22 protein-coding genes are annotated in these 19,584 nt (G+C 61.1%); 14 read left to right on the top strand and 8 right to left on the bottom strand.

What is annotated here, in order from left to right:
- Positions 1–94: 94 nt before the first annotated feature.
- The 5 genes from betI (at position 95) to QZ571_RS11960 (ending at position 4,879) form a co-directional block, all read left to right on the top strand.
- On the top strand, positions 95–676 hold the full coding sequence (gene betI / locus QZ571_RS11940; protein ID WP_295534983.1) for a transcriptional regulator BetI: 582 nt from the start codon (positions 95–97) through the stop codon (positions 674–676).
- A complete protein-coding gene (betB, locus tag QZ571_RS11945; RefSeq protein WP_295534986.1) occupies positions 673–2,124 on the top strand; it encodes a betaine-aldehyde dehydrogenase in 1,452 nt (483 codons plus the stop codon). The genes betI and betB overlap by 4 nt, the downstream gene beginning before the upstream one ends.
- A gap of 73 nt (positions 2,125–2,197) precedes the next feature.
- Positions 2,198–3,850, top strand: coding sequence for a choline dehydrogenase (gene betA, locus QZ571_RS11950; RefSeq protein WP_295534989.1), 1,653 nt, complete (start codon positions 2,198–2,200; stop codon positions 3,848–3,850).
- A 96-nt stretch (positions 3,851–3,946) separates the two neighbouring features.
- On the top strand, positions 3,947–4,561 hold the full coding sequence (locus QZ571_RS11955; RefSeq protein WP_295535036.1) for a thermonuclease family protein: 615 nt from the start codon (positions 3,947–3,949) through the stop codon (positions 4,559–4,561).
- Positions 4,562–4,633: 72 nt separating this feature from the next.
- A complete protein-coding gene (locus tag QZ571_RS11960) occupies positions 4,634–4,879 on the top strand; it encodes a YdcH family protein (RefSeq protein WP_295534991.1) in 246 nt (81 codons plus the stop codon).
- A 57-nt stretch (positions 4,880–4,936) separates the two neighbouring features.
- Here QZ571_RS11960 and QZ571_RS11965 read toward each other — a convergent pair whose 3' ends face one another.
- Entirely contained in the window at positions 4,937–6,331 is a 1,395-nt protein-coding gene (locus tag QZ571_RS11965; RefSeq protein ID WP_295534994.1) for a short-chain fatty acyl-CoA regulator family protein, read from the bottom strand.
- A gap of 222 nt (positions 6,332–6,553) precedes the next feature.
- Between QZ571_RS11965 and QZ571_RS11970 the strand changes: the two genes are divergently transcribed.
- From QZ571_RS11970 to QZ571_RS11990, 5 genes are all read left to right on the top strand, one after another.
- Entirely contained in the window at positions 6,554–8,086 is a 1,533-nt protein-coding gene (locus QZ571_RS11970) for an acyl-CoA carboxylase subunit beta (protein WP_295534997.1), read from the top strand.
- A 9-nt stretch (positions 8,087–8,095) separates the two neighbouring features.
- A complete protein-coding gene (locus tag QZ571_RS11975) occupies positions 8,096–8,608 on the top strand; it encodes a DUF6497 family protein (RefSeq protein WP_295534999.1) in 513 nt (170 codons plus the stop codon).
- A gap of 364 nt (positions 8,609–8,972) precedes the next feature.
- The gene (locus QZ571_RS11980; RefSeq protein WP_295535002.1) at positions 8,973–9,368 is read left to right on the top strand and encodes a hypothetical protein; all 396 of its coding nucleotides are present in this window, start codon (positions 8,973–8,975) and stop codon (positions 9,366–9,368) included.
- Positions 9,369–9,705: 337 nt separating this feature from the next.
- Positions 9,706–9,912, top strand: coding sequence for a hypothetical protein (locus QZ571_RS11985; RefSeq protein ID WP_295535005.1), 207 nt, complete (start codon positions 9,706–9,708; stop codon positions 9,910–9,912).
- 156 nt (positions 9,913–10,068) lie between these two features.
- The gene (locus tag QZ571_RS11990) at positions 10,069–12,072 is read left to right on the top strand and encodes an acetyl/propionyl/methylcrotonyl-CoA carboxylase subunit alpha (protein ID WP_295535007.1); all 2,004 of its coding nucleotides are present in this window, start codon (positions 10,069–10,071) and stop codon (positions 12,070–12,072) included.
- A gap of 115 nt (positions 12,073–12,187) precedes the next feature.
- Here the strand turns inward: QZ571_RS11990 and QZ571_RS11995 are convergent, their stop codons facing one another.
- Positions 12,188–12,691: a DUF4174 domain-containing protein gene (locus tag QZ571_RS11995; RefSeq protein ID WP_295535010.1), complete on the bottom strand. Its 504-nt coding sequence runs from the start codon at positions 12,689–12,691 to the stop codon at positions 12,188–12,190.
- Between the two features lie 136 nt (positions 12,692–12,827).
- On the opposite strand from QZ571_RS11995, the gene QZ571_RS12000 reads away from it, so the two are divergent.
- Both QZ571_RS12000 and scpA read left to right on the top strand, forming a co-directional pair.
- Positions 12,828–13,175 carry a hypothetical protein gene (locus tag QZ571_RS12000; RefSeq protein WP_295535012.1) on the top strand — a complete coding sequence of 116 codons (348 nt, stop codon included), beginning with the start codon at positions 12,828–12,830 and terminating at the stop codon, positions 13,173–13,175.
- On the top strand, positions 13,147–15,276 hold the full coding sequence (gene scpA, locus QZ571_RS12005) for a methylmalonyl-CoA mutase (protein WP_295535015.1): 2,130 nt from the start codon (positions 13,147–13,149) through the stop codon (positions 15,274–15,276). Before QZ571_RS12000 ends, scpA begins: the two co-directional genes overlap by 29 nt.
- A gap of 52 nt (positions 15,277–15,328) precedes the next feature.
- On the opposite strand, the gene QZ571_RS12010 is transcribed toward scpA, so the two are convergent.
- The 3 genes from QZ571_RS12010 to QZ571_RS12020 form a co-directional block, all read right to left on the bottom strand.
- A complete protein-coding gene (locus QZ571_RS12010) occupies positions 15,329–16,393 on the bottom strand; it encodes a 5-(carboxyamino)imidazole ribonucleotide synthase (RefSeq protein ID WP_295535018.1) in 1,065 nt (354 codons plus the stop codon).
- Positions 16,386–16,871 carry a 5-(carboxyamino)imidazole ribonucleotide mutase gene (gene purE / locus QZ571_RS12015; RefSeq protein WP_295535020.1) on the bottom strand — a complete coding sequence of 162 codons (486 nt, stop codon included), beginning with the start codon at positions 16,869–16,871 and terminating at the stop codon, positions 16,386–16,388. Before purE ends, QZ571_RS12010 begins: the two co-directional genes overlap by 8 nt.
- An 81-nt stretch (positions 16,872–16,952) precedes the next feature.
- Positions 16,953–17,171, bottom strand: a complete 219-nt coding sequence (locus QZ571_RS12020) for a DUF465 domain-containing protein (protein WP_295535023.1) — start codon at positions 17,169–17,171, stop codon at positions 16,953–16,955.
- 218 nt (positions 17,172–17,389) lie between these two features.
- Between QZ571_RS12020 and QZ571_RS12025 the strand changes: the two genes are divergently transcribed.
- Together QZ571_RS12025 and QZ571_RS12030 are read left to right on the top strand one after the other, a co-directional pair.
- Positions 17,390–17,803: an Hsp20 family protein gene (locus tag QZ571_RS12025; RefSeq protein WP_295535025.1), complete on the top strand. Its 414-nt coding sequence runs from the start codon at positions 17,390–17,392 to the stop codon at positions 17,801–17,803.
- A 17-nt stretch (positions 17,804–17,820) separates the two neighbouring features.
- Positions 17,821–18,048, top strand: a complete 228-nt coding sequence (locus tag QZ571_RS12030) for a DUF1150 family protein (RefSeq protein ID WP_295535027.1) — start codon at positions 17,821–17,823, stop codon at positions 18,046–18,048.
- Here the strand turns inward: QZ571_RS12030 and QZ571_RS12035 are convergent, their stop codons facing one another.
- From QZ571_RS12035 to QZ571_RS12045, 3 genes are all read right to left on the bottom strand, one after another.
- Positions 18,049–18,495 (bottom strand): paraquat-inducible protein A, encoded by a 447-nt coding sequence (locus QZ571_RS12035; RefSeq protein ID WP_295535031.1) that lies wholly within the window; start codon positions 18,493–18,495, stop codon positions 18,049–18,051. It lies immediately after the preceding gene.
- A gap of 59 nt (positions 18,496–18,554) precedes the next feature.
- Complete coding sequence (locus QZ571_RS12040; protein ID WP_295535033.1) at positions 18,555–18,740, bottom strand: hypothetical protein; 186 nt, start codon at positions 18,738–18,740, stop codon at positions 18,555–18,557.
- Positions 18,741–18,814: 74 nt separating this feature from the next.
- On the bottom strand, positions 18,815–19,561 hold the full coding sequence (locus QZ571_RS12045) for an ATP-binding cassette domain-containing protein (protein WP_295535039.1): 747 nt from the start codon (positions 19,559–19,561) through the stop codon (positions 18,815–18,817).
- Positions 19,562–19,584 lie beyond the last annotated feature (23 nt).

Below are 19,584 nucleotides of genomic sequence, written 5' to 3' on the forward strand. Positions count from 1 at the left end.
GCGTCAAACCGCAAGTTTGCGGTTGTTGATTGACGAGTCAATAAACATATTCTAGCCCGGAACGATCAGGTAACCGTCAGAAACGAGAGACATGATGCCCAAGCTTGGAGCAGAGCCTATACGGCGCGCGGCGCTGGTGAAAGCCACGATTGAGACTGTGGGCGATGCGGGGTCGCTGGACGTGACGGTGGCGCAGATTGCGCGCCGCGCGGGGATGTCGTCGGCGCTGGCGCATCATTATTTCGGGTCGAAAGAGCAGATATTTCTCGCCGCGATGCGCTCGATCCTGACGCTATACGGGGCCGAGGTGCGCGGCGCTTTGGCCACGGCGCGCCGCCCGCGCGACCGGGTGCGCGCGGTGGTGATCGGGTCGTTCGCCGCCGGGTCGTTTCGTGGCGAGGCGATTTCGGCCTGGCTGAATTTCTACGTTTTGGCGCAGTCGAGTGAGCCTGCGCGGCGCTTGCTGCGGGTCTATCAATCGCGGCTGCGCTCGAACCTGCTGTGTGGGTTGCGGCCCATCGTGGGTGGGCGCGCGGAGGCGGTGGCCGAGGGTTTGGGCGCACTGATCGACGGGGTCTATATTCGTGCCGCGTTGGCGGGGGGCGCGTTGGACCGGCAGCGCGCATGCAACATGGTGCTGGCGCATCTGGAGAAAGAATTGGAGGGCGTGCAATGAAGGCGCAACCGAAAGCGAGCCATTTCGTCAATGGCGACTGGATGGAAGATGCTGCAGGCGAGGTGATCGAGGTCACTTATCCCGGCACGGGCGAGGTGATCGCGCGGCTACATGCGGCCACGCCTGCGGTGATCGAGGCCGCGATTTCGGGCGCGGTTGGCGCGCAAAAGGATTGGGCGGCGCGCAAGCCGGTGGAGCGTGCGCGCGTGTTGACCCGTGCCGTGGCGATCATCCGCGAGCGGGCCGAGGAATTGGCGCAGCTTGAGACGCTTGATACCGGTAAGCCCATTCAGGAAACGCGCGAGGCGGATTGGCCCTCGGGGGCGGATGCGCTGGAATATTTCGCGGGGCTTGCGCCGACTCTGACGGGTGAGGTGATGCCGCTTGGGGGCGATTTTGCCTATACTCTGCGCGAACCTTTAGGCGTTTGTGCGGGGATCGGGGCGTGGAATTACCCCAGTCAAATTGCCTGCTGGAAGGCCGCGCCTGCGTTGTCGACCGGCAATGCGATGGTGTTCAAACCCTCGGAAATGACGCCGCTTGGCGCGCTGCAACTGGCCGCGATTTTCATCGAGGCCGGGATGCCTGCGGGGCTGTTCAATGTGATTCAGGGCTTTGGCGCGGTGGGCGCGGCGCTGGCCACTGATCCGCGTATCGCCAAGGTGTCGCTGACCGGATCGGTGCCCACGGGAGCCAAGGTTTACACAGCGGCGGCGGCGGGGATGAAACATGTCACGATGGAACTGGGCGGGAAATCTCCGCTGATCGTGTTCGAGGATGCCGATCTGGACAGCGCCGTTGGCGCGGCGATGCTGGCGAATTTCTACTCCTCGGGGCAGATCTGTTCCAACGGCACGCGGGTGTTTGTGCAAAAGGGCATCAAGGACGCGTTTCTGACGCGTCTGGCCGAGCGCACGGGGCGCATCCTGGCAGGCGATCCGCAAGACGAGGCCACGCAGTTCGGGCCGCTGATTTCGGCGGCACAGCGCGACAAGGTGCTGTCCTATATCGAGAGCGCGAAAGCCGAGGGCGCGCGGCTGATCTGTGGTGGTGCGCAGGGCAATGAGGGGCCGCTTTTCGTGCAGCCCACGGTGTTTGCCGATGTGACCGACACCATGACCATCGCGCGCGAAGAGATTTTCGGTCCCGTCATGTCGGTGCTGGATTTCGACACCGAAGATGAGGTGATCGCGCGGGCCAATGACACGCAATTCGGGCTCGCGGCGGGGGTGTTCACCGGGGATCTGGCGCGCGGGCATCGGGTGATTGGCCAGTTGCAGGCGGGCACTTGCTGGATCAACGCCTATAACCTGACGCCGGTGGAAATGCCCTTTGGCGCGGTGAAAGGCTCGGGCTTTGGGCGTGAAAATTCGCGCGCGGCAATCGAGCATTATACGCAAGTGAAGTCGGTCTATGTCGGCATGGGGCCGGTCGAAAGCCCGTATTGAGGCAATCTTGGCGAGGCTGGGGGGCTGTCTGCCCCCCAGACCCCCCGAGGATATTTTCGTCAAGAGGAAGATGATGGCGCAATCTGCGGAATTCGTGATCGTGGGCGCGGGGTCGGGGGGCTCGGCCTTGGCCTATCGGCTGGTTGAGGCGGGGCGTGACGTCTTGGTGATCGAGCATGGTGGGTCCGATGCCGGGCCGTTCATTCAGATGCCCGGTGCGTTGTCTTATCCGATGAATATGGCGATTTACGATTGGGGGTTTGCCAGTCAGCCAGAGCCGGGGTTGGGCGGGCGGCGCTTGGCCACGCCGCGCGGCAAGGTGTTGGGCGGATCGTCGAGCGTCAACGGGATGGTTTATGTGCGCGGCCATGCGCGCGATTTCGATCATTGGGAATCGATGGGTGCGCAGGGCTGGGGCTTTGCCGATGTGCTGCCCTATTTCAAGCGGATGGAGCATTGGCATGGCGGCGCGTCCGAATGGCGCGGGGCGTCAGGGCCGTTGCATGTGACGCGTGGGCCGCGCAGCAACCCGCTATTTGATGCGTTTATCGCGGCGGGCCAGCAGGCGGGTTACCCGGTGAGTGAGGATTACAACGGCGCGCGCCAAGAGGGCTTTGGGCCGATGGAGGCCACGATTTACAAGGGGCGGCGCTGGTCGGCGGCCAATGCTTATTTGCGCCCGGCGCTCAAGACTGGGCGGTTGCGGATCGTGCGGGCCTTGGCGCGGCGGGTGGTCTTTGAGGGCAAGCGCGCGGTGGGCGTTGAGGTGGAGCGCAAGGGGCGCATCGAGGTGATCGCTGCGGGGCGCGAGGTGGTGCTGGCGGCCAGTTCGATCAATACGCCCAAGCTGTTGATGCTTTCGGGGATTGGCCCGGCGGATCATCTGCGCGAACACGGGATTGAAGTCTTGGCGGATCGTGCAGGTGTGGGCGCGAACCTGCAAGATCACCTTGAAATATATATGCAATTTGCCGCGCTCAAGCCGATCACGCTGTATCGGTATTGGAACCTTTTTGGTAAGGCTTGGGTGGGCGCGCAATGGCTGATGAGCGGCACGGGGCTGGGGGCGTCGAACCAGTTTGAGGCCTGCGGGTTTATTCGATCTGATGCCGGGATCGACTACCCCGATATCCAGTATCACTTCCTTCCGATTGCGGTGCGCTATGATGGCAAAGCCGCCGCCGAGGGTCATGGGTTTCAGGTGCATACCGGCCCGATGCGGTCGAAATCGCGCGGCTCGGTGCGACTAGCGAGTAGTGATCCGGCGGTGGCACCCGAAATTCGGTTCAACTACATGAGCCATCCCGACGATTGGGCAGAGTTTCGCAAATGCATCCGGCTGACGCGTGAGATTTTTGAGCAGCCCGCGATGGCGGCGCATGTGAAGCATGAGATCCAGCCGGGCGATGCGGTGCAAAGCGATGATCAGATTGACGCGTTCATCCGTGAGCATGCCGAAAGCGCCTATCATCCCTGCGGCACGGCGCGGATGGGCGCGGCGGATGATCCGGGCGCGGTGGTGGACCCCGAGGGGCGCGTGATCGGGGTGGAGGGGCTGCGGGTGGCCGATAGCTCGGTCTTTCCGCGCATCACCAATGGCAATCTGAACGCGCCATCGATCATGGTGGGTGAGAAGATCGCCGATCATCTGCTGGGGCGCGATCCGCTGGCGCGCGAAAATCTGGTGCCGGAGGGTGCGAGCAACTGGCAAGTGGCGCAGCGCTGAGGGGCGAATTAACCTCTCACCACGAAATAGGTTGATCTTGCTCGGCGCTCCTACCATATCTTGCGGATGTTCAGGATTTGTTTTCTTTTGTTAACGATGCTCTCGCCCGCGATGGCGGCCACCGTTTCGGGGGTGCCTCGGGTCGTGGATGGCGACACTTTGGTGGTTGAGAACACGCGTGTGCGCCTGTTTGGCATTGATGCGCCGGAATCGAAGCAGACCTGCCAGCGCGCCTCGGGCGGGGCGTGGTCTTGCGGGGCGGCGGCGACCGCTGCGCTGCGGGCCTTGGCGGCGCAAGAGGTGCGGTGTTCGGGCGATGAAGAGGATCGCTATGGTCGCCTGATTGCGGTGTGCCGTGCCGGTGGGCGCGATCTGAACGCAGCGATGGTGGCGCGCGGGGCGGCATTCGCCTATCGCAAGTATTCCATGGCCTATGTGCGCCAAGAGGCCGAGGCGAAATCGGCAGGGCGCGGGGTTTGGCAAGGCAACGCCGAGCGGCCCGATTTGGTGCGGGCGCAAACGCGGGCAGGGACGCCCCCACCGCAATCGGGCTGTGCGATCAAGGGCAATATTTCGGGGCGCGGGCATCTCTATCACGTGCCGGGGATGCGGTCTTACGAAGCGACCCGGATCAACACGCGCAAGGGCGAACGTTGGTTTTGCTCGGAGGCGCAGGCAAAAGCCGCGGGATGGCGGCGCGCGGGGGGCTGACTTGATGCGCATCAAGGTCACAGGCTAATCGCTGCGGTAGAATCACTCTAACTTGATGGAAAGGGAGACAATATGTCCAATACGCCGCACACGCTGCAAGAAGAATTCCCCCAACAGCTAGAGCAGCTGCACGCTTTGAAAATTTCAAACGCGCATTTTGCAAAGCTGCTTGAGGAATATGATACGATTAATGTTCAGGTGCATCGCGCCGAGACCAATGTCGATCCGGTCGATTCGTTGGTTGAGACCGAATTGCGCAAGAAACGCGCAGCGGTGAAAGACGAAATCGCGCGGATGCTGAGCGCCGCTGCGGTCTGATCGCGACGTTTGATACCAGATTGAAATGCGCCTTGGGGGAGACCTCGGGGCGTTTTTTTAGGCGATATCATAGGGCAAAAGGCCGCGATGGTCGGGATCGACCAGCAGCTGGCGTTCCAGCGGCGGGACCGAGCGCTGATGGCAGTTTTTGCGCTCGCAGATGCGGCAGGAAATTCCGATCGGTTCGTAGGCCTTGGGATTGCCCAACTCCATATCGTCAGCGTAGATCAGCCCCTGCGCATGGCTGACCTCACAGCCCAGACAAATCGCGTAGCGCCGCACCGGGGCGGTGAAGCTGCCGCCGGGTTTGGAGACGTCTCGCGCAAGACAGAGATAGCGCATCCCGTCGGGCGTCTCAGCCAGTTGGCGCAGAAAACGTGTTGGCGTTTCAAAGGCTTGGTGGACATTCCACAGCGGGCAGGCACCGCCGAACCGGGCGAATTGCAGCCGGGTGGCGGAATGGCGTTTGGTGATCGTTCCGGCCTGATCGACGCGCACGAAGAAGAACGGGATGCCCTTGGCTCCGGGGCGCTGCAGGGTGGAGAGGCGATGGGCGATCTGCTCGATTGAGGCCGAGAAGATGTCGCTGAGGCGTTCAAGGTCGTGGCGGGTGTCTTGGGCCGCGCTCAGGAAGGGGCGATAGGGCAGCAGCGCCGCGCCCGCGAAATAATTCGCCAAGCCGATTTTTGCGATGGCGCGCGCGGTGTCAGATTGAAAGCGCGCGAGGTCCAGTGTGGCCTCAAGCAGGTCGTTTTGGGTGAGCAGCGCCACCTGATGGAGCAGTTGAAACGCCTGCGTCGGCTTGCCCACATGGGCGTTGATCGCAAGCCGGTCGCCATCAAGGGCGCGCAAGGGCCCGATGTCGGAAAACTGCACTTTTATGCCCCGTTTAGCGAGGGTCTCAATCGCATGAGGAATGGGGTCCATGCGTTTGCCATTGGTGGAAGAGAACCGTTCGGCAGCGCGATCCACCGCGTCGATGTAATTGTCGCAATAGTGAAAGAAGTCGCGCACCTCTTCCCAGGGGCTCATGACCATATGCGCGCCGTCGCGGCCCAATGCCTCGTCCAGCGACGCGAGGCGTTCATGGGTCTGGCGATAGGCGCGGTGCATTTCCAAGAAAGCGCGCGCAAGGGCAGGGGCGTTGGAGGCGGCAAGGCGCAGATCGGCCAATGGTGGGGTCGCATCAGAGAAGATCGGATCGGCCAACGCCTCGCGCATGTCGCTGACCAGACGCTCGGCATCGCCTGCCGACAGTTCGGTCACATCAAGGCCAAATTCCGAGGCCAGCGCCAACACCACCTGCGCCGAAACGGGGCGGTGGTTGTTTTCCATCTGGTTGAGATAGGGCAACGACACGCCGAGTCGTTCGGCAAAGGCCTTTTGTGTCAGGCCCAGACGGGTGCGAGTTTCGCGCAGTTTGACCCCGGCATAGAGTTTCTGAATCGCCATCACGCCCTCCCTTTGCAAATCATTTTGTAGCTTTGCAAATCGCACACGTCAAATTCTATGCACAGGTGGGGTGGCAGTGTTTGTAAGCGGTTTCGAGGTGGGGCCTTTGCAATGTTGCAATTAGCTAAACGCATCCTGCCAATGTTTTGCAAATTTTCTGAAATCCCCTTTGTAAGAGCGTTGCGCTTGTATACTGTGCCTGAAAATAGTCGGAGGATCCCCATGAGAGACATCCTGGAAGAGCTGGAAGATCGGCGCACACAAGCGCGGCTCGGTGGTGGCGAAAAGCGCATCGCAGCGCAGCACAGCAAGGGTAAACTGACCGCGCGCGAGCGGGTGGAATTGCTGCTGGATGAGGGCTCGTTCGAAGAGTTCGACATGTTCAAAACTCATCGCTGCACCGATTTCGGCATGGAAGAGAGCAAGCCTTATGGCGATGGCGTGGTCACCGGCTGGGGCACGGTGAACGGGCGCATGGTCTATGTGTTCTCGCAGGATTTCACGGTGTTTGGCGGCTCGCTGAGCGAGACCCATGCCGAGAAGATTTGCAAAATCATGGATATGGCGGTGCAAAATGGCGCGCCGGTGATCGGGATCAACGATTCGGGTGGCGCGCGCATTCAAGAGGGCGTGGCCTCGCTTGCCGGATATGCCGATGTGTTCCAGCGCAACATCATGGCCAGCGGCGTTGTCCCTCAGATCAGCCTGATCATGGGGCCATGCGCGGGGGGCGCGGTGTATAGCCCGGCGATGACCGATTTCATCTTTATGGTGAAGGACAGTTCCTACATGTTCGTCACCGGCCCGGACGTGGTGAAAACCGTTACCAATGAAGTGGTTACGGCTGAAGAGCTGGGCGGGGCGAGCACGCATACCAAGAAATCCTCGGTCGCGGATGGCGCGTATGAGAACGATGTCGAAGCGCTGATTGAGACCCGTCGCCTGATCGATTTCCTGCCGCTCTCCAACCGCGAAAAGGCCCCTGTGCGGCCGTTCTTTGATGACGTGGATCGCATCGAGGCCTCGCTGGATACGCTGATCCCGAGCAACCCGAACACGCCTTACGATATGAAAGAGTTGATCCAGAAAATCGCCGATGAGGGTGATTTCTTTGAGATTCAAAAGGATTTCGCGGGCAATATCATAACCGGCTTTATCCGGCTTGAGGGCCAGACCGTCGGGGTGGTGGCTAACCAGCCGATGGTGCTGGCGGGCTGCCTAGATATCGATTCCAGCCGCAAGGCTGCGCGCTTTGTGCGCTTTTGCGATGCATTTGAAATTCCGATCCTGACGCTGGTCGATGTGCCGGGTTTCTTGCCGGGCACGGGGCAGGAATATGGCGGCGTGATCAAGCATGGCGCGAAGCTGTTGTTTGCTTATGGCGAGGCGACGGTGCCGAAGGTCACGGTGATCACGCGCAAGGCCTATGGCGGCGCGTATGACGTGATGGCGTCCAAGCATCTGCGCGGCGATTTCAACTACGCTTGGCCCACCGCAGAGATCGCGGTGATGGGGGCCAAGGGCGCGGTCGAGATTCTGTATCGCTCGGAATTGGGTGATAAGGACAGGATCGCGCAGCGCACCGCTGATTATGAACACCGCTTTGCCAACCCCTTTGTGGCGGCGGAAAAGGGCTTTATCGACGAGGTGATCCAACCGCGTTCGACCCGGCGGCGCGTGGCGCGGGCGTTTGCGTCCTTGCGCTCGAAGAAGCTGACCAACCCTTGGAAGAAACACGATAATATTCCACTGTAAGGGGATGTGATGGGGCGGATCGAGTTCGGTTTCAGGGCGCTTGTCCCCGGTCTGTTGGCCGGGGCGCTGTTGGGCTGTCCGGTCTTGGCCCAAGAACTGCGCGAGGTCAGCCCTGTGCCCGATTACGGGGTGGTGATGCATCCCGATGATCTGGAGCCCGGCGATGGGCCAGAGGGCACGCATGGCAAGGCGATTGCGGTGCCATCGGGGCAAAAGGTCTGGTGGGTCGATGTGATCCACACGGCGCAGGGGCCGCTAGGGTTGACCTATCGGTTTCGCTTTCTCGCGCCCCAGATTGGCGGACTCAGTCCGTTAAGCCCAGAGATCGCCTTGGCCGATATCGAGGCCCTGTGTAATTCTTGGGTCGCCCCGCGCATCGCGCGCCCCGCGCCAGAACCTTCGGAGGTGGTGGTCAGCCTGTCGGATCGGATCGTGCCGTTCGGCGAGGTCGATCACACCGCGATACAATATTTCGACACGTTTTTGGTCGATAAAGGAAAATGTGAATGGCAGTTCTACTAAGGTCGAAAGAGCAGGGCGTGGCGATCACGCGCAAATCGCGCTTTCGTGAATACGCTTTGCGGGCTAACCTGACCTTTGGGAAAGAGAATCTTCTTTCCCTCACGAAACCGGATGCGGCTGAAGCTGCCCGTTGGGGTCAGACCGTGTCCTTGGACAGGAGAACGCCATGTCGAAACTTCTCATTGCACTGTCGTTGGTTGGCTTTGTCGCGGCTTGCGCACCCAAACCCGAGCCGATGGCTGCACCGGTCACCGAAGAACCGGTCTATACCGGCAAATACAAGTAAGACCGTCCTGGGGCGGGGTTTCGGCCCCGTCCCGGTCGCGGCCCGCGGTTCGGTCGCCCTGCAATCGGGGGGCGTGGCATGCTGAAACATCGCGGCTTTCCGGGGCGTTTGCCTTCGACCGATTATCAATTCACGATTCGGCGCGCCAACAAGAAGGGCGCGACAAAGATCATCAAGCGTGAGCGCTTTGCGGATCGCGCAAGCAATGATCGCAAGGCGGATGCTGGTTTCATGGCGGCGCTTTGGGCGCAGTTTGGCGAGGAACCGTTTGAGCGGGGCAATCTGGATGCCGGGCGCATCAGTTGGCTGTTTGGCCGCGAGGTGGTGGCGGCCGAGGACCCGTTTGATCCCGAAAGCTATGAGGCGTTGCTGCGTATTGACGTCAAGCGCGCCGAGGCGGCCTTTCCCGAAGTGTTTGCCAATCCTGCGAGTTTTGTCTTTGACGAGGATGATGACGACGAGGATTGGGCATGATTTCGCCGTCCCGAACCGGCAGTTGGCAGCAAGCCGCCGAACCTACGGGGGTGTGCAATTTCCCCTTTGCAATCGGGGCGTGCGCAGGTCAGGTTAGCGATGTGGCTCGCTTAGTCCCCAACCCCTGCGGGTCACGACTTACTATCCCTACCCCTTCCCTTTCTCTGCGGCCTGATCCTTGGGTCAGGTCGCAGCTTTCTTTTTCCAGAAAGGGTTTGGCGGAAGCGAATCGGCGACGCTTTGCCGATCGCGGAACACGCGCAAGATTTGCATTGGCTTTTCACGACTTTGCGATAAATTCGTGTGCAATAATAACCGCTCACGGAGGCAGTGTCCTATGCGCAAGACCCCTATCCTTATCCTCATCGCAGGCCTTGCGCTTGCAGGTTGCATGCAGACCGACGGTCAGCGCGCGCTGGCAGGCGCCGCAGGCGGTGCCGTCATTGCCGATGCGACCGATAACAACATCGTCGCGGGCGCGGCCCTTGGCGCACTCGCAGGCACCTATTGCGACGACGCGGGCGTGTGCTCGCGCAGCTACTAACACAGACGAGAGCGCGCCTTCGGGCCCGCAGGATTTCGTTAAAGCCGTCATCGGGGCCGCGTGCCTTGGTGGCGGTTTTTCTTATTGCTCACCTCAAGATCACGACAGGCGGGGCCGCACGCGTAACGCGTGGGCACCCGAGGGGAAGGACCGGATATGTTCAAGAAAATCCTGATTGCGAACCGCGGCGAGATCGCTTGCCGGGTCATCAAATCGGCGCAGAAAATGGGCATCAAGACGGTCGCCGTCTATTCCGATGCCGATGCGCAGGCGCTGCACGTGCAGATGGCCGATGAGGCGGTGCATATTGGTCCAGCGCCTGCCAACCAATCCTATATCGTGATCGACAAGATCATGGACGCGATCCGCCAGACCGGGGCCGAGGCCGTGCATCCGGGCTATGGGTTCTTGTCGGAGAACATGAAATTCGCCGAGGCGCTTGAGAAAGAGGGCGTGGTCTTTATCGGGCCGCCCTCGGGCGCGATTGAGAAGATGGGCGACAAGATCACCTCGAAAAAGCTGGCCAAAGAGGCGGGTGTGTCCACTGTGCCCGGCTATATGGGGCTGATCGGGGATGCCGATGAGGCGGTGAAAATCAGCCGCGAGGTTGGCTATCCGGTGATGCTCAAGGCCAGTGCGGGCGGCGGTGGCAAGGGGATGCGCATCGCGTGGAATGACGAAGAGGCGCGCGAGGGGTTTCAGTCGTCCAAGAACGAGGCGGCGAACTCTTTTGGCGATGACCGGATTTTCATCGAGAAATTCGTCACCCAACCGCGCCATATCGAGATTCAGGTGCTCGCCGACAAGCACGGCAACTGCGTTTATCTGAACGAGCGCGAATGCTCGATCCAGCGGCGCAACCAGAAGGTCATCGAAGAAGCGCCGAGCCCGTTCCTTGATGAGGCGACGCGCAAGGCGATGGGGGAGCAATCGGTCGCGCTGGCCAAGGCGGTGAATTACACCAGCGCTGGCACGGTCGAATTCATCGTGGATGGCGACCGGAATTTCTATTTCCTCGAGATGAACACCCGTCTTCAGGTGGAACACCCTGTCACCGAGCTGATCACCGGCATTGATCTGGTCGAGCAGATGATCCGCGTTGCTGACGGTGAAAAACTGCCGATGAAACAAAGCGATATCGGCATCAACGGCTGGGCGATTGAAAGCCGTCTTTACGCCGAAGACCCCTATCGTGGCTTTTTGCCCTCGATCGGGCGTCTGACCCGCTACCGTCCGCCTGTTGAGGGCAAGACGCAGGCAGGGGGCATCGTGCGCAACGATACTGGCGTTTATGAGGGCGGCGAAATCTCGATGTTTTACGACCCGATGATCGCCAAGCTGTGCACTTGGGCACCGACGCGCGCCGAGGCGATTGAGGAGATGCGTCTGGCGCTCGATACGTTCGAGGTTGAGGGCATCGGTCACAATCTGCCGTTCTGTGCCGCCGTGATGGATCATGAGCGGTTTGAGAGCGGCAATATCACCACCGCCTTTATCGAAGAGGAATATCCCGAGGGATTTGAGGGGGTTACCCTGTCCGACGATATTCTGTGTCGCGTCGCGGCGGCAACGGCGGCGATGGAACGGGTGGCGGAAATTCGGCGCACGAAGATATCGGGGACGCTGGGCAATCACGAACGCAAGGTCGGCAAGGACTGGGTTGTTTCGCTGCAGGATCAGGATTTCAAATTGGTGATCCAGGCCGACAAGCAGGGCTCGACCGTCGTGTTCGAGGACGGCACCGAGATGCGCATCGAAAGCGATTGGACGCCGGGCGATCCGCTGGCGAAACTGACGGTCGATGGTGCGCCGCTGGTGCTCAAGGTCGGTAAAATTCCGATGGGGTTCCGCATTCGGCTGCGCGGGGCAGATTTGAAGGTGCATGTGCGCACCCCGCGTCAGGCCGAATTGGCGCAGTTGATGCCGGTTAAACTGCCGCCCGACACGTCGAAATTCCTGCTGTGCCCGATGCCGGGTCTGGTGGTGAAGATCAACGTCTCCGAGGGCGACGAGGTGCAAGACGGTCAGGCACTGGCCACAGTCGAGGCGATGAAGATGGAAAACATCCTGCGCGCCGAACGCAAGGGCCGGGTGAAGTCGATCAAGGCCGAGGCGGGCGCCAGCCTTGCGGTCGACGAAATCATCTTGGAGTTCGAATAAGATGCGTGACGCGCTGCGACAGACGGGGTTGGGCCGCTTGGTCCTGTCCGCTGTGGCGGCGCGCATTCTGATGGCGCGCAGCGTTGGAGGCGCCAATGCGATCAGCTAGCCCCGTCTATTGCTGTGCGCCGCTGCGGATTTCCTCGCGCCGGATCGGCATTTTGTCGATCGAGCGGATGATCTCGCGCGCGTCCCAAGGGCGGGGTTTGCGCAAATTCACGGTGCCGTCCTTGGCGATGATCACCAGCGAAAAGCCGCGTGGGCGCAGTTTCAGGCGCACTGCTGAGGGCGGGTTCGGAGTGGTATCAGCAATCACCACCACATCGCGCGCCGCCAGTTCGGGCCAGCGCGCCTCAAGCAGGCGCATCTGGTCCTTGAAGGCGGGGTCAAACGGGCTGTCGGCAAAAACCACGACGGGGCGCTTTTGCCAGATCAGCGATTCTAGCGAGGCATCGGCCCCCGCGACCGGGGCAAAGCCGTTCGCATCAGCGGCGGTCTCTGGCGCGGTCGTTTGCGGCGTGGTGGGCGTATCGGGCAGAGGGGCCGTTTGCGCAGCGACCGCAAAGCCAAGGCACAGCGCCGCAAGGGCCGTGAGTGCAAGAAGTCGTGGTGATGCCATGATATGTTCTCCTGCCCAAGATATAGGTGCGCGGGCGCGGCCAAACCACGCCCTATCGCGTCAATTTTCGCAAAATACGCCTTTTAGACGCGTCTCAAGACGTTTCTGCGCACACTCGTCGTCGGGTGAAACGGGTTTGCTCCGTCGCATCGGCACGACGGCGATGCAGGCGAGGATGTTGCAAAATACCGATGCTTTAGCGGCCTGCGGCACGGCTTATTGGGGGCCAGACCGCACGCGCGTGGGGCTGGCGGGGGCAGGGCAGGGGGGCATGCGCCCCGATCACGCGCGCTGGATGCCCTTAGACGGTGCACCGCGCGTCGCGATGGTGGCGCAATTTCTTGAGGATATCGCTTGGCTGCGCGTGGCGCTGCCGGGCATCGACTGGATGGACGTTTCAGCCGAAAGGACGGGGGCCAACCCCGGCGCGGCGACAGAGGAAGAAGGACATGACCATGACCGACAAGCAAGCCGATTGGCGTAAGCTCGCCGAGAAGGAATTGCGCGGGCGCGCGCTTGAAGATCTCAACTGGCAGACGCTGGAGGGGATCGAGGTGAAGCCGCTTTACACCGAGGCGGATGTGGCGGGGCTGGAGCATCTGGGCGGCGTGCCCGGGATTGCGCCGTTTACTCGTGGCCCGCGCGCAACGATGTATGCTGGCCGCCCGTGGACGATCCGCCAATATGCCGGCTTCTCGACCGCCGAGGAAAGCAACGCATTTTACCGCAAGGCGCTGGCGGCGGGGCAGCAGGGCGTGTCGGTGGCCTTCGATCTGGCAACCCATCGCGGCTATGATAGCGACCATTCCCGCGTTGAGGGCGATGTCGGCAAGGCCGGTGTGGCGATTGACAGCGTCGAGGATATGAAGATCCTGTTTGATGGCATCCCGCTGGATAAAGTCAGCGTTTCCATGACGATGAACGGTGCTGTGATTCCGATTCTGGCGAATTTTATCGTCACGGGCGAAGAGCAGGGCGTGGATCGCTCGGTCCTGTCGGGCACGATTCAGAACGATATTCTCAAAGAGTTCATGGTGCGCAACACCTATATCTACCCGCCCGAGCCGAGCATCCGCATCATCGCCGATATCATCGAATATACCGCCAATGAGATGCCGAAATTCAACTCGATCTCGATCTCGGGCTATCACATGCAAGAGGCAGGCGCGAACCTTGTGCAAGAGCTGGCCTTCACGCTGGCCGATGGGCGCGAATATGTGCGCACGGCGATCAATGCCGGGATGGATGTCGATAAATTCGCCGGACGGCTCAGCTTCTTCTTCGCGATCGGGATGAACTTCTTCATGGAGGCGGCGAAACTGCGTGCGGCGCGTTTGCTGTGGAGCCGCGTGATGAGCGAGTTCAACCCGCAAAAGCCGGGATCGAGCATGCTGCGCACCCATTGCCAGACCTCGGGCGTCAGTTTGGCCGAGCAGGACCCCTATAACAACGTGGTGCGCACCGCTTATGAGGCGATGGCGGCGGCGCTGGGGGGCACGCAAAGCTTGCACACGAATGCCTTGGACGAGGCCATTGCGCTGCCCACCGATTTCAGCGCCCGGATTGCGCGCAACACCCAGCTGATCTTGCAGGAAGAGACCGGGATCACCCATGTCGTCGACCCGCTCGCGGGCAGCTATTACGTTGAAAGCCTCACGGCGGAGCTGGCCGATAAGGCTTGGGCGCTGATGGAGGAAGTCGAGGAAATGGGCGGCATGACCAAGGCCGTGGCCTCCGGCATGCCCAAACTGCGCATCGAGGAATCTGCGGCCAAGCGCCAAGCCATGATCGACCGGGGTGAAGAGGTGATCGTGGGCGTGAACAAGTATCGTCTGGAAAAAGAAGACGATCTGGACATCCTTGATATCGACAACGTCAAGGTGCGCGACGGCCAGATTGCGCGGCTTGAAAAGATGCGGGCGACCCGCGACGAAGTGGCCTGTCAGGCAGCTTTGGACGAGATCACGCGGCGCGCGAAAGAGGGTGGCAACCTGCTGGAAGCGGCGGTTGATGCGGCGCGCGCGCGTGCCAGCGTAGGAGAGATTTCGATGGCGATGGAGAAAGAATTCGGCCGCCACCGCGCCGAGGTCAAAACGCTTTCGGGCGTGTATGGCGCGGCCTATGACGGCGATGAGGGCTTTGCCCAGATCCAGGCGGATGTCGAGGCATTCGCCGAGGAAGAGGGTCGTCGCCCGCGCATGCTGGTGGTCAAGATGGGCCAGGACGGGCATGATCGCGGCGCCAAGGTGATCGCGACAGCCTTCGCCGATATCGGCTTTGACGTCGATGTGGGGCCGCTGTTCCAGACACCGGATGAGGCCGCGCAGGACGCGATCGACAATGACGTGCATGTGGTGGGGATTTCCTCGCAAGCGGCGGGTCACAAGACGCTTGCACCCAAGCTGATCGAGGCGCTGCGGGCCAAAGGCGCGGACGATATTATCGTGATCTGCGGCGGGGTGATCCCGCAGCAGGACTATGATTTCTTGAAAAAAGCTGGGGTGAAGGCGATCTTCGGGCCGGGCACGAATATCCCCTCGGCTGCGCGCGAAATTCTGGAAATCCTGCGCAAAACGCGCAGCTAAACAAAATTGCGGGTCGGGGGCGGGTGCCCCCGGCCTTGCGTATCAGGGCGCGTTACAGGATGCGGTTCACATGGCCCATCTTACGACCCGGCTTGACCTCGGCCTTGCCATACAGATGGATCTGCGTGCGCGGCTTGTTCGCCAGTTCCGGCACGCGATCCATATCATCGCCGATCAGGTTTTCCATCTCGACATCGACATGGCGAGACCCGTCGCCCAGCGGCCAGCCGGTGATCGCGCGGATATGCTGTTCGAACTGATCCACGGCGCAGCCCGCCTGCGTCCAATGGCCGGAATTATGCACGCGCGGCGCGAATTCGTTGACGATCAGCGCGTCTTTGGTGACGAATAGCTCGACCCCGATCACGCCGACATAATCCAGCTTGTTCAATATTTTGGCGGCGATCAGCACGGCATCGGTGCGCTGGCTGGGCGAGATCGCGGCGGGCACGGTCGTGGTGTGCAAGATGCCATCGGTATGTACGTTCTGGCCCGGATCGAAACAGGCAATCGCGCCATCCAACCCGCGCGCGCCGATCACCGAAATCTCGGTCTGGAAGTCAACGAAGCCCTCATAAACTGCGGGCGCTCCGGCCAGCGAAGCCAGCGCGGACTCGCCCTGTTCGGGGGCGCGGATTACGGCCTGGCCCTTGCCGTCATAGCCGAAACGACGGGTTTTCAGGATCGCTGGGCAGCCGATTTCCGCGATCGCTTCGGCCAGATCGATACTGTCATCGACGGCGCCAAAAGGCGCGGTGCTCAGACCCAGTTCGCTGAGAAAGGCCTTTTCCAGCAGCCGATCCTGAGAGACCGCCAGCGCACGGCGATTGGGGCGGATCGGTTTGAGCGTTTCGAGCAGATCGAGCGCCGAGGTCGGGACGTTTTCAAACTCATAGGTGATCACATCGACGCTGGCGGCAAAGGCACGCAGCGCGGCCTCGTCATCGTAAGCGGCGGTGGTCACGGCATGGGCGACATCGGCGGCGGGCGGGTTCGCACCGGGTTCAAAAATATGGGTTTTAAAGCCAAGCCGTGAGGCCGCGACGGACAGCATCCGCCCCAACTGCCCACCGCCCAAAATGCCGATGACGGACCCAGTTGCCAGCGCCTCAGTCATCTTGCGGCTCCTGCGGGATTGAGGCCGAGAGGGCCGTGCGCCACGCATCAAGCCGCTGCGCCAGATCGGGGTCGTTCAGCGCCAAGATACCCGCCGCCATCAGCCCGGCATTGGCCGCGCCCGCAGCGCCAATCGCCATTGTGGCAACCGGGAAACCCTTGGGCATTTGCACGATGGAATAAAGACTGTCGACACCCGAAAGCGCGCGGGTCTGAATCGGCACGCCGATCACCGGCACGCGGGTTTTTGACGCCATCATGCCGGGCAGATGCGCCGCACCGCCAGCGCCTGCGATGATCACATGCAAGCCGCGATCCACGGCGGTTTTGCCGTACTCCCACAGCCGGTCTGGCGTACGATGGGCCGAGACGATGCGGCTCTCATAGGCCACGCCGAGTTCATCGAGAACAGTTGCCGCCTCTTTCATCGTGGGCCAGTCGGACTGGCTCCCCATGATGATTCCCACTTTCACGCTCATAAAACGCCCTCTCGCAGATCAAGGGCGCACTATAGAAAGCTGTGGCGTGGCGGCAAGCCCTGCGCCGGGCGTTTCGGGGGCTTAGGCGATGATGTCGGGGGTAAGCTGGTCTTCGATCCGCGCGATCTTATCTTTCAGCGCCAGTTTTTGCTTTTTCAGCCGCACAAGGCGCAACTGATCGGAATGCACCGCCTCGGTGAGGGCGTGAATCGCCTCGTCAAGATCGCGGTGTTCGCGTTTGAGAACCTCGAGTTCCACGCGCAGCACCTCATCGTGCTCCATCTCGATACGAGCGTTCATATGCGCAAATCCGCTTGTGATGACAAAAAGCCCGACTCAGCAAGGGCGGACAGGGAACTCTTATACCAAATTCTTACCTCTGCGGGAAAAAATCAACATTAACGATGGCGGCTTGGCACTTGCAGTGACGTGCCCGGCTGCCCATATTTTCATCAGAACGGGTTGCCGACGCGCGGGGCCCGGATTTTTGCAATGTCGCTTGGACAAGGGCATGCCTGATGACGAAACTAAGCTTTGGAGCGCATCCCTATCTGTTAGGGTTTGACCAGTTGGAGCGCCTAGTTGAGCGCACCGCAAAGGCGGGGTCTGATACCTATCCGCCCTATAATATTGAACAAAGCGGTGAGGATCGCTTTCGGATCACGCTGGCGGTGGCCGGTTTTGGCGAAGACGATCTGGCGATCACGCTGGAAGATCGGGCCTTGGTGATCCGTGGACGCCAGTCTGAAGAGGCGGGCGAAAAACTGTATCTGCATCGTGGCATTGCCGCACGGGCCTTTCAGCGCAGCTTCGTGCTGGCCGATGGGGTCGATGTGGCAGGGGCGGCGATGGAAAACGGTTTGCTGCACATTGATCTGATGCGCTCTGCGCCAGATCGGATCGTGCAAAGTATTCCGATCAAACGCGAATGAGGCAGGAGGACGCAGCTATGGAAACGAAATACGATTTTGGGGGCGAGCGCGACGATCGCATCGTCTATATCCGCGAAGTGGCGGTCGTGGATTTGCCCCAAGAGATGCAAGATGAACTGGCCGGGATCGACCATTTGTATGCCGTTCACGATGAGAATGGCGAACGCTTGGCCTTGGTCAAGGATCGCGCGGTGGCCTTTATGGTCGCGCGTGAGAATGATCTGGCTCCGGTCTCGGTGCACTGATCACAATGAGCTTGGGCGTGCGCTGCGGCGCGCGTCCAAAATTGAGATCGCAAGCGATGCAGCGACGCAAAAGGTGAACAGATAAAGACCCCATCCGGTCTCGATCCGTCCCAATCCCATCCCCTTGGCCAGCACGATATAGAGCGCGATCAAAAAGATGTCGGCCATCGCCAGCTTGCCAAGCATCCCCAGCGCCGGGCGCAGCCGATCCGAGGCAAGACCGAACTGCACCAAAGCCAGCCCGATCACCTTCAAATAGGGTGCAAACAGCGCCAGAAACGTGACCGTCACGGCCAAGAACACATCCGTGCCCCACAGGCTTTGCAAGCCCGACAGCACCGAGATCGTGTCGAGGTCGAAAAACGGCAGCCAGCCGGCGCGCAGGATCGGCGCGGCCCAAGCGATGGGAAACAAAATCAGCAGCGCCAGATTGGCGAATTTCAACATCGGGTGCGCCGGGTCCTGAGGCCGTCCTGAGGGCCGTGAGTTTGGACGCAAAAGCGCCGCTATTTCTTGGGCATCGGCACCACATTGGGCTGCGTGCCACCATCCTGCAACTCGTAGCCGAGCGTGGGCGGAATGTCACGCAGATCGCGGCTTTGCAGGCTCATCTGCATGGCGAGTTCCAGCAATTCGGGTTCCAGCCCGCCCAGATCGGGGAGGCGGCGCAAATGGGTGATCCGCTCGGGCATCGCGTCAAATTCGCCAGACAGCGCGAAAACGCCGCCGCGATCAATCTTATGGGCGGCGCGATAGGCGCGTGCGATTAGCGCAACGTCTCGATCGGGCCTTCGGCGCGTCCGTGGATGAATTGCTGGACGTAAGGGTCTGAGGTTGTGTCCAACTCCGCGATCGGCCCTTCCCAGCGGATCTTGCCCGCATGGATCATCGCCACCCGGTCGGCAATCGCGCGCACCGAGGTCATATCATGGGTGATGGTGATCGCGGTGGCCCCCATCTCGGTCACGATTTCACGGATCAGTTCATTGATGACGCCCGCCATGATCGGGTCGAGCCCAGTGGTCGGTTCGTCGAAAAAGATGATCTCGGGCTCGGCGGCGATGGCGCGTGCAAGGCCGACGCGCTTTTGCATCCCGCCCGAGAGTTCTGCGGGGTAAAGATCGGCCACATCCGCATCCAGCCCGACGCGGCGCAGCTTTTCGATGGCGATGGCGCGGGCCTCGTCCTTGGGGCGCGCAAGCGAGCCGCGCAGCAACCGGAAGGCCACGTTTTGCCAGACCGGCAGGCTGTCAAACAATGCGCCACCCTGAAATAGCATGCCAAAGCGGGTCAGGAAGGCCTCGCGCTCGCCCTGCGCCACGTCCTGACCATCCAGCTTGATGGTGCCGCCATCGGGATGCACCAGCCCAAGGATGCATTTCAGCAGCACCGATTTGCCCGTCCCTGACCCGCCGATGATGACGGTGGATTGCCCCGAAGGCACGACCAGATCGACGCCGCGCAGCACCTGCTTGGAGCCGAAGGATTTGGTGAGGGCGGAGAGCTCGATCATGCGGAGAAGAACGCTTCGGTGAG

This window comes from uncultured Thioclava sp. (assembly GCF_913064665.1).
GTDB classification, from domain to species: domain Bacteria; phylum Pseudomonadota; class Alphaproteobacteria; order Rhodobacterales; family Rhodobacteraceae; genus Thioclava; species Thioclava arctica.